Below are 14,645 nucleotides of genomic sequence, written 5' to 3' on the forward strand. Positions count from 1 at the left end.
CCCACCCCGGCACCAGCCACATACAACTCACCAACCACCCCAGCCGGCACCGGCCGCAACCACCCGTCGAGCACAAAAAACGCCGCCCACCTCACCGGTGAACCGATCGGTGGGAAACCCGACCCCGCCGTCAACGGCGGACTCTTGCACGCCCACATGGTGGTTTCGGTGGGCCCATACACGTTGATCATCACCCGCCCCGGCGCCCACCGATCCACCACCTCGGGCGGACAGGGCTCGGCGCCGACCACCAACGCCGTCCCGTCCAGTCCCTCGGTGGCCAGCATGCCCACCGCAGAAGGGGTCTGAGTCAACACCGTGACCCCCTCGCCGACCAGCAAGTCGTGGAACTCTTCGGGTGAGCGGGCCGCTGAGTCGGGCACCACCACCAAGCGCCCGCCATGCAGCAGGGCGCCCCAGATCTCCCACACCGAGAAATCGAACGCATACGAGTGGAACTGCGTCCACACCTGCTCGCCGGACAAGTCGATGTTGATCCACAGGTCGTCGAACAGCTGCGCGACGTTATGCTGCGTCACCGCCACGCCTTTGGGCACCCCGGTAGTGCCCGAGGTGTAAATCAGGTGGGCCACATCGCTGGGCGCCGGCCCCGGTGGCGCCACCCTGGGCTGCATAGCCACCGCGGGATCGTCGGCATCGATAACCGCCAGGTCATACCCGTCCACCCGGTCCGCCAGATCCGCGGTGGTGATCACCGCCGCCGGCGCGGCATCGGCCACCATGAACTGCACCCGGGCGCCCGGCAGGGCAGGGTCGATCGGCAGGTAGGCCGCCCCCGATTTGAGCACCGCCAGCATCGCCACGATCGCCTCAGCACACCGGGGAAACAGCAGCGCCACACACTGGCCCGCGCCCACCCCACGCTCGATCAGCGCGTGCGCCAACCGGTTGGCCGCCTCGTCGAGTTCCCGATACGTCCACGACCGGTCCTCAAACGTCAGCGCCACCGCATCCGGGGTGCGGGCCGCCTGCGCATCAAACAATTCCGGAACCGACACCGGGGCCACCGACTGGCTCAAGACCGCGCGGTTACCCCACTCATCGAGCAGATCGTGTTCATCAGCGGCCAACACATCCACCGACGACAGCCGCCGCTGCGGGTCAGCCGCCATCGCCACCAACACCCGCTCTAGTCGCTGCGCTAGGTCGTAGACAGAATCGTTCGGAGACAGATGCCCAGCACCAGAGATGCTGAGAAAAAGCTGATCATCGGCTCTAAAAAAGAACAGCCCGAACTGGTCTCCCAGTCCAGAATGGGTCATTGTTCCCCATGCCGGAGAACCACCAAAGTCCCCTAGACGTGCAGTCGGAATGTGGTTGACAACCACCCGATTCGACGGCTGTTCAGAGCGGCGGAAGCCGCTGTTGTGTTCGATCGCTCGCACTGGGAATCGCTGATGCCGCAACGCCTCTCGTATGCGCGTGTCGACATGTACACAGAAATCAGCAATTGGAAGCTCGGGTGAAACTTTCAACACCAGCGGTACAACGCCCGAAATCATCCCGGGCAATGTCTTTAGCTCCGGGCGAACACGTCTACTTACTGGAAAGTCCAGCGCCACCTCCGAACCCTCAAGTCCGCACCCATGCAACAGGAGCGCGCAAGCCGCGGTGATGAGTGAGGACCGAAACACATTCAACGTTTTGCATAGCTCTTCAATCTGGGAAACGACCAGGGGGTCCAATTGGACCAGCATGTCAGACGAATCCCGATCGCATTCATTGGCGGCTCGCGGCGCACGACGATACGAGCTATTTTCCGCCGGAAGGTTTCTGACCCAATAGGCTTCATCTTCAAGGTAATCGCTGGATCTTTCGTACTCCAGCTCGCAGTCGACCAGGTCCTGCAGGGAGCCGAAGAATGCCGCAGGGATTGGGGTATCGGAAACGATTGCAGAATAAACGGCTGCAATCCGATGGCAAACAAGAGCAAGCCCGATTCCGTCTGCCACAATATGGTGGCAGCAAACGAACAAATAAAATTCATCAAGACGTGTCTGAAACAACGCAAATTTGAACAGCGGGCCCCCGAGAGGCATCGGTGTGCGTCGGATTGATGACGCTATCGCACGGGCTTCCTGCGCGGGATGGCGTGAGGAGCTCAAGTCATGGAAGGCCAGGTTGACGGCCGAATAATCGATCGCTCTTTGGAAGACCTGGCCATCCACCTCGAAAAAGGCGGCCCTGAGCGGCTCTGCCTCTCGCACCACGTGGTGGATCGCCCGCTCGAGGGCATCGCGTTCTACCGTGCCCTCGATTCTCACCGAGACGCCAAGCTGCCAATCCGTACCGGAGTGAGCCGTTTCCTGCGAAAGCCATATGTCTAGCTGCCCGCGGGTGAGCGGCAACGACTGGCGATCAAGTTCCATGAGTTTGACAAGACTCCTAGGACAAAGGCGATTTATGCACCAAAGGCTGGTTCATGCGTCAAAGGCCAGGCCCTCGGCCAGCCTCTCGCGCAACCTCTTCGGCCGTACATCGGCCCAGTTCCGTTCTATGTAGTCCAAACACAGAGCGCGGTCTGCTTTCCCGTAAACGACCCGCCAGCCCCCTGGAACATCAGCGAAGGCCGGCCACAGGCTGTGCTGTTCCTCGTCATTGACCAATACGAAGAAAATTCCACCGTCATCGCCAAACGGATCGATCATCACCGGTCTCCACACCATCTAATCGACGTGATTGAAACTTCCGAATCACGTGTTGCTAGTTATCAATTGAATGATTTCGTCCCTCGTGTCCAGCGTCCGATACGTCGACGAAGCTCGCATGAGTGCTTTCTGCACTGCCGAATATGCGAGCGTGCACTCACCCAGTGGCCAGCAGCATCGCTCGGTGGCTCCGAACGTGAGCGCAAATGATCTGGCGATGGCAATCGCAGTGGTAGCGACGTCGCCCGCCATGCGATCTTGCAAGGCTTTTGGCCACATGCCAGTCCAGTTCGCCTGACTAGATTCCACATCGGGGTGCCGAGTGGCGGCTTCATGCCGCGGTCGGCGGTGTGCCCAACTAGGGCACACCGTAGAACGGTGAGCCATAACGAGCTTTGCTGTTCACCCTTGGCCAACACGGAAGACATCCCGTCCTTGTTGCCGAAAGGGGATCGTCTACATCGTTACTCCTGTCTCTTGCATGCGTATTCGCCACGGCACCATGGTGATTCGAACCGTCCGACATCGAGCGTTTGGTCACCAGCGAGATACGATCGCCCGCAGAGGTACTGGAGCAGCGTTACGTGAACTGCTTTGGCGCGGACTTTGGGGGCAAGGCTACGCCGATCTAGCTGATGGTTGCCGTGCTCTTGCGTCACGCGCCGCTGGTTGCTTGTGGCGCAACCAAATTCGTCCTTTAGGGCGGCCAAACCATGACTTGGCGCCTGCACCGACCAGTGACGCGCATACAGCCGAACTGGCGCAGTTGCGGATCACTACGAAGGTGCTGGCCATCCATAAGCGGCGCCGTCCAAAGACGGGGCGTACAGCTGTGGTTGACCTGGTTCCATTGATGCTGTCGTGGCAAAGCAGCAACCACGCGATCGTTGCCAGATAGATGAACGGTGCGCCGCTTCCTCCGGTCCTGGCAGACCTGGTGCCAGAAACCACCGCGACGTCTGCGGGATTTGCCAGCGATCGCTATCAGATCTGCACCCATCCCAGCCGTCGCACCCCCGTTGGTGTCGTTTTGCCTCCGTTGATAATTCGATAGTGATGATACTAGCGTTCTTGCTGGCGTCTCACAAGGTTGCCCAGTCTGCTTCATGGATAGGAAGCATCCGGAATGGCTTGCCTCAGGGGCACCACCAGAGTGAGTCAGCCCGGGGAGCTACGTCGCCGGGTCGGTTGTTCGAGCATTAAACGAGGCGCTGCGACAGCCGCGACTTATCGGCCGCGGTCGAATCTGCCTGAAAAAAACCCATCCGCCCGTGGGAGTCCGCCGCAACCGGATCCTCGCGGCCGCTTCCGCGAATCCCTTGTTGCCCTGTTTGGAGCGGCCTCCGCGAAATCCGCTGCTTCCCTGGCAATCGCGTCCGGCGTGCCGGTGCTCGCCTCCTCGAATGGGCATTACTAACAGCGCCTCCGTGACGATGGTTCATATCGTCACGGAGGTCGCAGTGATACTGATCCCCGTGTTAGAGTCTCGGCGGGGTCACTTGTTTGGGCGTCTGTATGACACACCGGAGTTGTCGATGACTGGCCTGCGCATGAACTGTTATCTCACGGCAGGAACCGACCTGTTGGGGCCTCTTCTGCCAGCGGTATACGCCCCCCCAATGGGGATCCAGCGGAACTCAGTGGGTCGGTTGGCCTTGCATTGGTCAATACGTCCGTGTCGCCGCGCCGGTTTCGGCGAACGCGAATCGGTCTACGACGGCAGGGCCGCAAGGAAGCGACGCTTACACAGAGGAAGCGATTCCGCGCCGGCCGGTCGCGACGACGAGCAACATCGATGTCCACGGTCCCCGATGAGGAGCTGGTGGCAGGCGCGCGGATGCGAACGCCGCCAGGGACCCGGTGCCGCGTTTTCACAGGATTTCGCTCAAATGCCCAGCAGTAGCACACATACCGGCGCAAACCAGATGCCATAGGGGCGACGGTAGGCCGCGCACTTGGGACGGCAGCGTGCCTGACCCCACAGAGACAGTGACCAAAGCGCTGTCGATGAGCACGGGCGTGTGCTCGCCTCTTCGTCAAGTATTTCGGGGTGAACAAAGGAGGAGCTAGTGGGTCACCTCCCAGTGCGACTGCCAGCGCCGGTGCGCAAGGCGATCGACGCAGTCAATAAAGGTGATACCGCCGCATTTGTTGCCTTATTCTCTCCTAAGACCGGGTATGTCAGCCACTGTGGCCGCGAATTCCACGGCCTCGACGCCATCCGGTCCTGGAGCAACCACGAGTTCATCGGCCAGCAGGTCAAGCTTCGAGTGGCAAATTTTTACCTAACCGACGAAGGCGACGCCGTAATCATCGCCGAAGTCGTATGCGACGGCCTCACAAGCCCCAACGCCATTACCTTCCACGTCGACGGCGAGCTGCTAGCCAACATGCGCACATCTCCTTTCTGAGACCACGGGTCTGGTGCACCGATAGGCGACAGCTTCGACCTGACTTCCGTTTAAGTTTCGAAGCCAGTGACTAATTGGCGGAGTTTCCGAAAGTTGAGAACCATGCCACCTCTTTAGCCGGCCGAGCTTCGAACTCGGGCGTTTGGGCTCGTACGCGCGGCAAGTCGCGGCAACAGACCGCCGACGATTTCGGCATTCACCCGGTCACGTTGTGAAAGTGGCTCAAGCAGGACGGCGTCGACCGTGGTGCACGACCCGGTACGCCGTCGAGCGACTCGACCGACTCGTCGACGCCCGGGCACCGGTCGATCGTTGCTGCCTCATCCTCGTTGTGGCACGCCAAAATTAGTACAAACACAAGCGCACACCGAACACTCGGACCCAGTTACGTCCCCAAGGACCACGCACCGTGACCCTCTTGATGACCCCCGTCGACATTTGCGGGCCGACTGGCCCGGTACGGATCAAACGGCTACGCGGGCTGGCCACTGCTGATGGTCTGGTCAACCGCAAGTTCCATCGAATCCATCCAAATGAGTTGTCGTCACTGACATCACCCCGCGCCGAACCCGTTAAGGCTGGCTGCACTGCTCCGCGGTTTTCGATGCGTTCAGCCGCAAGATCGTGGTTGGTCGATGGATTCACGGGCTATCTCCAGCCTTGTGGTTAACACACTCGATCGGGCCATCCGCCGGCTGGGCCAAGCAGGGCGTGATCATCGCGGCGGAGCACGCGGAGTCGGCTGCCCAACTGCGTGCCGGGTTCGCCGCCGATCGACGACGTCGTGAGCAGGCCCGGCGCCATGCCAATGGACATCCGGTCACACTGCGCGCGTTGCCCGACCACGACGCCCTCTTCGGCGTCGACTTCACCGTTCCAACAACAGAAACGAGTAACGGATGACTGCCACCAAGCAGAAGCCCACCGCTACCATAACCGCGTCGGCCGACGGGCTGCCCTCGATGCTGGCTTATCTGACTCGTATATCGAAGACCCCGACGATGGACGGCGCTGGGAAGAATTCGCCAGGCAGGTTCGCGACAAGGTGAGTCCTCCGCAACGTCAAGCTCCAACCATTTGCAGACCGTGGTCTGTTAATGCGATGATCGTGCGGTGGTGGCCAACATCAAGTGGGATTTGCATCATCACGCCGTGCCGGAGTTCTATGTGGAGGCGCTACGCGACGCCGGCGTCACCGCCGTCGGCGGATTCCGGTTTCCCCGATGGAGTCCTGAGCGGTCGTTGCGGACATTGGACGCGATGGGCACCGAGCGAGCGTGGTTGTCGGTGCCCCCGGGCGTGGATGTCGACGATCTCGCTAACCCGGTGGAACTGGCTCAACGGCTCAATGACGTAGGTGCGGAACTCGTTGCGGCTCATGGAGATCGGTTCGGTTGGTTCGCGTCGCTACCCCAGGGGAACGTTGATGCGTCGCTGGCTGAGATCGAGAGAATCGATGCCCGAGAAGTTCTGCTGATGTCCAACGTGCGCGACCGCCACTTCGGCGACCGCGCCCTGGATCCACTGTGGCACGCGTTGGACGCTCGCCGCGCGGTCGTCTTTGTGCATCCTAATAGCCGTCCGCGCACCGACGAGCAAGGACTGCTGAATCCTCTGTATCTATGGCAAAACGATACGGCGCGAACCATGCTGGACTTTTTGCGTGTCGGCGGCCACGTCCGTTTTCCGCGAATCACCTGGGTGCTCGCGCACGCCGGCGGACCACTGCCAGTCCTTCTCGACGAGGCGCTTCGTGGGCTGCGAACGATACGACCAGACATCGACGCCGAGCTGGCGGCTTGGCGACCGCGGGTGTTTCTGGACACCGCATCAAAGGCCTACGACGAACAGATCCCTGCGATCCTGGCTTTCGGCGGTGCCGGACAGGTGACGTTCGGTTCGGACTTTCCCTGGGCGGCGCGCAGGGCGGGTGCGATGATTGCTCGCGCGTGGGCGCGAGCAGCCCAGCGACTGGGACTCGATGGGGGTCAGCTCGACGGCATCTTCCGCGCAAACGCAGTCCGCGTTTTTCAGCGAGATGACCGACCAGCGCCGCGGAGCACTCCAGCGGAGTTGTCCACATTCCCGCCCTACACTGCTGCGCCCTCCGGGCTGGAATCGCTTCCCGCGAGTTTCTGGCACGGTGACCGGACCGCTGCGCGGGAACGTATCATCCTTCACAACAACGAATCTCATACGAGTGGATTCGCGGTGATCGACATGCTCCAGCCAGAATTCTCGTGCGCTGAACTCGCAAGGGTGCGTGAACGCGGAGTAGACGGCATCCGGATTTCACTCGACTTCGCGTCGCTCGAGGGTCCTCGCGACTTTCTCGACGCCGAACTCCTCGACGCACTCGCAGCCGGCCACGAGATCCTTCGCTTCGAACCACGCCGACCCGATGGCATCCCTCTGCTAAACGACCGGCGGTTGGACACGGTGCTGTTTTGCGCTAAAGGGCACTGGCTCGGCCGGCTGCGCAACCTCGATGCCTCACGAGTGATTCTCGCCGGGACGGTTGGTGTCATCCCCTATCTCGCACGTCCGATCGACATCTTGTACTACCTCAGCCGTGGCAAACGCGGTGCACTGGCGTACGCATGGGCCAACTTCATCACCAGGCGCCCCGCCGGTTACCGCTGGCTACGTAAGGCCCGACGCGAATAAACTCCACGGATGCCGCGGCCCGCAACACATCACGACGCCCGCCGAAGGGAACTCGTAGCTGCGGCCCAGCAGGTCTTTATCCAGCGGGGTTACCCGGAAACCACCGTCTCCGACCTGCTCGAAGCGACGGGAATGTCCAAAGGCGGGTTCTACCATTACTTTCAGTCCAAAGACGACGTCCTCCGCCAAGCGATAACCGTGATCCTGGATGAAGCCGCCATCGTCATCGAGGCTGCGGGGGCCCTGGATATCCCACCGACCGAGCAGTTAACAGAGATCTTCCACGGCATGCGAGAATTACGCCGCCGCCACGCGGATTTCATTCCTGTCCTGACCGTGATCATCGGCAATGACGTACCAGCTCGGGCGTTCAGCGAGGACGTCATCCGCACCCTCGCCCCGCCGTTGGCTCGCGTAACAGCCCGCTTTCCCGTGAGCAATCCCCGACAGACCGCTGAACTGTTGCTCGATGCACTGACTGCGCTCACCCGCAACCCATACCGCGACACATACCGAGCCGACCCCGATGCCGCGGCCACCTACGCTCAGGCGCTTCGCGAACTCATCGGCGGCTCACTCGGCATTGGAATTGACCATCCCGCGCTCGAAAACTTCGGTACGTGAACGAAAGCACTGGGACGTTCAGCGGATCCCAGCGGCCGAGAGTATTTAGGCCCGAAGGACTGCACGAACCCCGCGTCCTCAACCGCCTCCGCCGTGCCCACATTGAGCAGCAGGGCGACCTCACCCATCGCCGCCCACTACAACAAATGCTGATCGCTGATTTCGGCGACCCGGCCCGAATCTGAGGCATCCGACCCCCAGGAACTGGGGCGGACCGGGAGGGATCACGACACATCCTCACGCGCCCAGCACCAAACGCGGTGACCAGGCGCCGCCGCGGGGTGCATCGGCACGCATCCAAAATCACCGACCTCAAAAAGGTGCACCGATCAACGAGGGTGCACCAGTGAGCATCTGGTATCGGGCTCACTATCTAGGCTAACCGAGAACCGGTGTGACCACCAACGCTAGAGCTGTCCGCAACTGCTCACCATTTTGGAGGTCGATGCTCGACTCCGGCACCACCGAATACCCGAGCGTGAGGTGAACGAGCATGTCGGCGAGAGCAGAGCGCATCCATGGATCCAGCTGTGTTGTTTCGAAGGATTCCATGATCGATGTGTGCATGCTGCGCCAGAGCACGAGCACCGGCGGGCGGCGTAGGCGCATAAATGCAATCAGTTTTTCTGGTTCGAGCTGGGCCAGCCGCCGTAGCAATGGCCGGCTCCGCATAGCGCGCATCGTCAACACTAAGCACTCAATCACCGCAGCGGCTGCTGTGTCGGCGGTCGCTGCGGAGTCCTGTAGTGCCAGCGTAAGGATGCGCAATTCTCGCATCAGGGCGCGATCGAGGATTTCCTGCTTGGAGCCAAAACGGCGAAACACCGTCGCTCGCCCTACCCCAGCCTTTTCCGCAATGGCGGCCATCGTCGTCTGTTCATCACCATGACGTCCGACCAGCTCCGCGGCGGCGGCCAGGATCCGCTCACTAATCGCATCGGTAGCCGACTCATCAGTGAGCAAATCGCGCAAGGTCTCAAATGAATCCATCAGCTACCGCGCTATGTTCCGAACAGGTCATGCCCGCAGCTGTGAGTAACACGGCCACGCACCAACGCGCTGATCGAGTTTGCTGTCATCGGCCCCCTCGTCCCTGAACGCCATGTGACGGCGTTACATGGAACTCTAGCCCAAGTCGCCAGCGCTGTAAGCAAATAACGCATAACGGGCCCGCCATGGCACGCCCAACTGCCGCAACAACGACCAGCCCAATGTGCCCCGCCTTCTTTTGTTCCGCGGTGGGAGCTAGCTAACTGCCTAACGTGTGCCGTGATACGGTAACGCCCTGCGTCGTCTCACTCACTGCACCGCACTTGCCGCACCGCCCATTTGTGGTACACGCGCTGGGACTGCGGATCTGACGGTGTTTTCGGCCTGACACGCTAAGCGATGCTTGGCGAGGAGGGTGTCGTGACGACGACACTGTGTGATGCGGCGAATAAGAAGTCGGTTGGGCAGTTCGATGAGCAGCAAACTGCGTTGAAGCTGGTGCGGCTGGCCCAGGAGCAAGGCTGGTCGTTGGCCACCGGATGCGGGAACAGGGCAATATCCGCAACGGCACCCGAGCCAAGACGGTGTTGACTGAACCGTTTCGAGTTGATGCCGGCTCATAGTGGGACGTCGCCAGCCGGACGCTGCGCGCGAGCGTAGTAGACGGTTTCGCACTCCTAGGGGCGGGAGGTAGCTGAGCGGGCTGTGCAAGCGCTGGCTGTTGAACCAGCCCACCCACTTCATCGTGAGGTACTCGACGTCGTCGATGGTGCGCAGCGGCCGCGGCGATGTGCCGCGAACTGGGTGTCTCCCAAGCAACGTATCACCGGTGAAGCAACCAGTCTGGCGGGTTGAATGCCGAGGAAGCCAAACGGCTCAGGGATCTCGCGCCTCAAACACCATCCTCAAGGGCTGGTGGCCGGTACGCATTGGAGAAGGACGCGCTGCGGCAGATCGCGAAGGGAGGCTTCTGAGCCCGGACCGCCGGCGAGCAGCCGTTTCCTCACGTCCAGCGCGTGCTGGGGGGTCAGCCACGGTTCACGTGCCGCGTCGCCGCGCAGGGCAACACCGTGCCACCCAGCGACATCAATTCGTCGGTGCGACTCGCTGACGACCTGACGCCGCCCGAAAGCCGGGCTTCGCACCTACCCGAAAAATCATCCCGCTGCGGGTTCCGGCCCGCCTATGACGACGCCCGCGCCGAAGGATGGAGGCGAATCACAAGAATCATTATTACCGTTGGCGTGAGGAAGAGCGATGGTTGCCGCAGCGTCGACAGCGAAAATACGTTCATAGGTACGGCCACTGGGGTGGGTCGCCCATGTCGCAGCGCAGCGGCCCGGCGGCAGGTACGACGGAACCGGCTCGGCATGTCCCAGAGACTCCACTTCTCGGTAACGATGAAATTTTGGCGGTTCATCGAGGAGGTACCCGTCGCAAGCGACGGGTCGATGCGCCTAGACAATCGCCTCGTGAGACCCTACTATCGCGGCTAGTATCAATTAATGCCGAAATATGTACGGAGGTACGGGCACTGGGATGAGCACGGATATGACAATTTGATCAATGGCGGGATCCGCGATAGCACCGTTCGAACATCTTGCGGCGATCCCGCGGTTGCTACGACGACTGGTTCGAATGCGATTCTCTTGAGGGATATCGGGAGAACGTAGGCCAACGTCGACATGACTTTGATCGCATCGAAAAACCGGGCTGCTTCCCTGCCTACCGACCCGACAGCATCAACGGCACTGCAGCAACCCCAGCTGCACACCCAATCCTCCGAAGGAGCCCGATCATGCACGGCCAGCGACTCGGTAGTGGCCTGCAGTCGCGCACCTGGCAGTTGAACGCCTTCAACATGTTTCCTGGTATTGAGCCCGGTTGGCGGTATGAGTGTTTATCAGCCTGTGCCGACGTCCAGTCATGCGTCGGGCAGCGTGCAGGGCGAATTTGCTTGCACCACAAGCAGTCAGCGATGCACAGCGCGGGCGGACGCCGGTTGTCGAAGCACCTATTCGACGCCGATAGCGTTATGCCCGCATCCTGCAATGTAAACCTGACTAACGTACGGCAAGCAGCTACCAGATCGGTGCGGCCTGCCGATGGTGTCCCCGGAAAGCCGTTCATGTCGAAGCTTCCGGCAACACTGCGGACAATCACGTTCTTACTGGTAACCAAACGCCGAGTACCATATCGGCCCCAATCACATTGACTCCTAGACAAATACGCACGCAAGACAGGCAGGAGGAACCCATGCCGACCACAATCGATGACGCCCCTACCACTTGCGTCAACACGCACCATGAATAGGGAATTACCGTCGGCGCGCGACTTTCTGCTGTCGGGCGGTTTCGGCGGCGCTGCAACCCTATTGGCCGCCATCGTGGTGGCAATTGTCGCGGCGTTCGCCCTACGGCAGGCCTCCAAACGCCACCGCCTGCACCTCGAGCAACAAGAACGTCACCACAGGGAGCTTCGCGACATTGACCGACACGCAGCCGCTGTCAAAGAATGCCGTGAGCGGCTGGCATGGGTGGTCGACAAAGGCAGCAGAGAACCTACCGCCAGCGAGTACGCCACCTTGGGATTTGGACCAGAGTTAGCACTGACGGTCCTTCAGGGCTTGCTCCGTGACGCGCAGCAGCTTGATGACGCGACGCTGGCAACAGCAGCGGCGGTGGAGCTCAAGGAGTTCTCGCTGGTGCTGGCTAAACAAGGCAGTGCGCTGTCTGCTTTCACCGAAGAATATTCACCTGCTGCAGACACCGAATCTGAACAAGCCGTCTCTGAGCCGGCTCCCCACACACCGGAGGCCCCCGCGCGTGAAACGCCCCTTGTGCCAGCACAAAAGGTCGCCATTAGGGCTCAACGCGGATGACAACTTTGCAGCAACGCATCGAGACCCTCGATGTCCACGAGTGGGCCGCGTTGACCAAACGCGCCGCCTTGGCTGCACTCGCCGCTGCTGAGCAGCACAGAAACGCTCCACCAGCAGAGATCTCCGCAATCGCCGCGATGAGTGAGCGCGAACTCGTTGAACATCGCACCCGTTTGGGTCCCGGAGGCAAGCGACCTTCGCCGGTGATGCAGCTAGCCGAAGCAGAGCAGCTGCAGGCTGCCGCCGAACGCCAAGCACGTCAAGCCGAAGAGGACACGCGTGACGCCCAAGCGGCCGCACAAATGGCCCGCGATGAAGCTCAGCAGTCCGCCCGCGCGGCCGCGGCCGCCCGCGAACGTGTCCGCATCGTCCGAACCCCCAGCGCGCACGCGGACGTACAACCCGACGAGGAACGCGCGGCCGAACAGCAGATCCTTCAACAGATCCGCGGCCCGCTTGAACAGGTCTGCGCCGACGCCGCCACCATGGTAGCTGCCGCACGCGAAAAGGCCCGCGCCGCAGAAGCGTACGTTCAACAGTGGCTCGCCGAGCGCGCCGACGAACGAGCAGCAGCCCAACAAGCCCTTGACGAACTGCGCGGCGAGCTCGAACAAGCTCACGCCGACCACGCCACCGAGCTAGCCGCAGCACGCGGCCAGGCCGAGGAACAGGTCGCCGCCGCCCGCCAGGCGGCGCAAGGACGGGTTGCGCGGGCGCGCGCGGACGCCGAGGCTGCGATCGCCCAAGCGCGCGACGAGATTGGGCAGGCCCAGACCGAGGCAGAGTCGCGGGTGGCTGCTGCACATGATCGGGCTAAGCGGCAGGTTGCGGCCGCCCGGCAGGCCGCCCAAGATAAGGTCGCGCGGGCTCGCGTGGACGCCCAGGCTGGCGTTCTCGTCGACACCAGGCAGCCTGGGGTTTCGTTGAGTGTTCCTATCCCTACCGCGGAACTGCGGGCACACACGGGACCGATTGAAGATGCGTTGGCGACGGTGCGCGATATTGGTTACATGCTCGAGGCCGGTTTACCGGAGGGTGGGCAATCGCGGCAACCGGCGGACCTTGAACGTGTTCGTATCTTGGTGCACACGGCCAAGCAACAAGCCTGGGATCTGGCTCACGAATTGCGCGGTCTGCCCGCGCGGTATGCCGGTGCGCAACAGGTGCAGGCCGCTCACAGCTATGCCGCGGCTGCCGCAAGTGCTTATGGTGCGTTACTACAGCGGATTTCGATCGCCGCCCAGCAGCTGGCCGGCCGTCGAGATAGCCGGGACGCCGAGGTTATTGAGGTGGTCACCGCCATGTTGAACGAACATCCGTGGCGACCCACTGCACAGCAGTTGCGCAGTTCCAACTGCACCGCCGGCAATATGTCACCGTGACATTTATGCCAGTGATTCTGTCGAATAGACCAGGCAACTTGTCACACATTTTGTGACACACCCCGACGCCGACGTCAACCTCTCCCTGCCAGGACTCGGTGTCATCTTGGCGCCCGGGTGCTCGGTGAGTTCGGGGACGACTCGAACCGATACACCACCGCCAAGTCTCGCAGAGACTACGCCGGAACAGCACTGACCGTCGCCTCCGGCAAGAAGCGCGCCATCTTGGCCCGGCGTGTCCGTAATCGCTGGCTCTACAACGCCATCGACCAATGGGCCCTCGGCGCCATCAACACTAGCCCAAGCGCGCGAGCGTTCTACGACCATCACCGCGCCGCCGGAGTTCGAATACCCCTCGAAGCGGATGCAGACCGAATGTTGGTGTAGCCAAGTCAGTTCCGGTCATCGAGTTCCGATCACGTCACGCGATGCTGACGGTCTTGATGCTCAGGAACTCGGCCAGTCCTTCTCGACCGCCCTCTTTACCCATTCCGCTGATGCCGATGCCTGCGAACGATCGGTGGACGGACAGGTCCGGGGCGCCACTGACGAGTAATTCTCCCGTCTCGAGCGCTTCAGCCACGCGGTGAGCGCGACGAGCGAGCGCGGCGGGCACTTTCATGCCCAGCGAAATAAGGGGGCGTTCCAGGTGATGATCGCCCCGATCACACGGTACGGCTGAGTCAAGGTGTAGGCGAACTCACCGTGGGCGCGTAGGGAGCCGGTCACCTCGCCGGTGATCTCGTCAGCCCAGCCCGTGTAGTAACGGGTCCACCCCACGGCAATCTGGATGGCTGCGGCCTCGTCGATCTCGGTGGCACCGGCCATAGGGATCGTCGCGTCGGGTAACCCGTTGCAGGGGGTTGATGTGTTCGCAGGTTCCGGCTAAGGCCGTGCGCCTCTTCGCCATGCCGATGCGCAGCGTGACCTCGGGCCCGGACGTGTGTCGGCGGCGCCTGAAAACTGACCCCGGCGCGGCATCCGAATTTTGACCCCCTGGTCCGGTGGCCTGGCTCTAGTC

The 14,645-nt window shown here is 61.7% G+C and carries 10 protein-coding genes and 2 pseudogenes; 7 read left to right on the forward strand and 5 right to left on the reverse strand.

The features are described from left to right. Window positions 1-2,390: non-ribosomal peptide synthetase (locus BST14_RS25470; RefSeq protein WP_142279602.1), on the reverse strand; the 2,390-nt coding region annotated here is incomplete at its 3' end. A gap of 51 nt (window positions 2,391-2,441) precedes the next feature. Beyond that, window positions 2,442-2,672, reverse strand: a complete 231-nt coding sequence (locus BST14_RS25475) for an MbtH family protein (protein WP_083067099.1) — start codon at window positions 2,670-2,672, stop codon at window positions 2,442-2,444. A 2,066-nt stretch (window positions 2,673-4,738) separates the two neighbouring features. On the opposite strand from BST14_RS25475, the gene BST14_RS25480 reads away from it, so the two are divergent. From BST14_RS25480 to BST14_RS25495, 4 genes and pseudogenes are all read left to right on the forward strand, one after another. Further along, on the forward strand, window positions 4,739-5,080 hold the full coding sequence (locus tag BST14_RS25480; RefSeq protein WP_083067090.1) for a nuclear transport factor 2 family protein: 342 nt from the start codon (window positions 4,739-4,741) through the stop codon (window positions 5,078-5,080). A gap of 696 nt (window positions 5,081-5,776) precedes the next feature. Beyond that, window positions 5,777-5,983 (forward strand): annotated as a pseudogene (locus BST14_RS25485) (IS21 family transposase); the annotation flags it as partial. Between the two features lie 213 nt (window positions 5,984-6,196). Further along, entirely contained in the window at window positions 6,197-7,747 is a 1,551-nt protein-coding gene (locus BST14_RS25490; RefSeq protein WP_281252829.1) for an amidohydrolase family protein, read from the forward strand. A gap of 9 nt (window positions 7,748-7,756) precedes the next feature. Continuing rightward, entirely contained in the window at window positions 7,757-8,371 is a 615-nt protein-coding gene (locus tag BST14_RS25495; protein WP_083067093.1) for a TetR/AcrR family transcriptional regulator, read from the forward strand. Window positions 8,372-8,749: 378 nt separating this feature from the next. On the opposite strand, the gene BST14_RS25500 is transcribed toward BST14_RS25495, so the two are convergent. Next, window positions 8,750-9,361: a TetR/AcrR family transcriptional regulator gene (locus BST14_RS25500; RefSeq protein WP_083067094.1), complete on the reverse strand. Its 612-nt coding sequence runs from the start codon at window positions 9,359-9,361 to the stop codon at window positions 8,750-8,752. Window positions 9,362-11,666: 2,305 nt separating this feature from the next. Here BST14_RS25500 and BST14_RS25505 point away from each other — a divergent pair. The 3 genes and pseudogenes from BST14_RS25505 to BST14_RS25525 all read left to right on the forward strand — a co-directional run. Then, window positions 11,667-12,242 carry a hypothetical protein gene (locus tag BST14_RS25505; RefSeq protein ID WP_083067095.1) on the forward strand — a complete coding sequence of 192 codons (576 nt, stop codon included), beginning with the start codon at window positions 11,667-11,669 and terminating at the stop codon, window positions 12,240-12,242. Then, window positions 12,239-13,624 carry a hypothetical protein gene (locus tag BST14_RS29820; RefSeq protein WP_142279604.1) on the forward strand — a complete coding sequence of 462 codons (1,386 nt, stop codon included), beginning with the start codon at window positions 12,239-12,241 and terminating at the stop codon, window positions 13,622-13,624. The genes BST14_RS25505 and BST14_RS29820 overlap by 4 nt, the downstream gene beginning before the upstream one ends. Before the next feature lie 34 nt (window positions 13,625-13,658). Then, window positions 13,659-13,966: pseudogene (locus BST14_RS25525) on the forward strand (transposase); the annotation flags it as partial. A gap of 79 nt (window positions 13,967-14,045) precedes the next feature. On the opposite strand, the gene BST14_RS31210 reads toward BST14_RS25525, so the two are convergent. Both BST14_RS31210 and BST14_RS31215 read right to left on the reverse strand, forming a co-directional pair. Next, a complete protein-coding gene (locus tag BST14_RS31210) occupies window positions 14,046-14,246 on the reverse strand; it encodes an aldehyde dehydrogenase family protein (protein WP_245845721.1) in 201 nt (66 codons plus the stop codon). Then, window positions 14,243-14,452, reverse strand: coding sequence for an aldehyde dehydrogenase family protein (locus BST14_RS31215; RefSeq protein ID WP_245845724.1), 210 nt, complete (start codon window positions 14,450-14,452; stop codon window positions 14,243-14,245). The genes BST14_RS31210 and BST14_RS31215 overlap by 4 nt, the downstream gene beginning before the upstream one ends. Between the last annotated feature and the right edge of the window lie 193 nt (window positions 14,453-14,645).

The sequence above is a fragment of the Mycobacterium arosiense ATCC BAA-1401 = DSM 45069 genome (genome assembly GCF_002086125.1).
In the GTDB taxonomy this organism is placed as follows: Bacteria; Actinomycetota; Actinomycetes; order Mycobacteriales; family Mycobacteriaceae; genus Mycobacterium; species Mycobacterium arosiense.

Excerpts from the sequence above, each read along its gene's own strand:
- BST14_RS25495 (WP_083067093.1), top strand. The coding sequence starts at position 7,757 with ATGCCGCGGCCCGCAACACATCACGACGCCCGCCGAAGGGAACTCGTA.
- BST14_RS25500 (WP_083067094.1), bottom strand. The coding sequence starts at position 9,361 with ATGGATTCATTTGAGACCTTGCGCGATTTGCTCACTGATGAGTCGGCT.
- BST14_RS25505 (WP_083067095.1), top strand. The coding sequence starts at position 11,667 with ATGAATAGGGAATTACCGTCGGCGCGCGACTTTCTGCTGTCGGGCGGT.
- BST14_RS29820 (WP_142279604.1), top strand. The coding sequence starts at position 12,239 with ATGACAACTTTGCAGCAACGCATCGAGACCCTCGATGTCCACGAGTGG.
- BST14_RS31210 (WP_245845721.1), bottom strand. The coding sequence starts at position 14,246 with ATGAAAGTGCCCGCCGCGCTCGCTCGTCGCGCTCACCGCGTGGCTGAA.
- BST14_RS31215 (WP_245845724.1), bottom strand. The coding sequence starts at position 14,452 with ATGGCCGGTGCCACCGAGATCGACGAGGCCGCAGCCATCCAGATTGCC.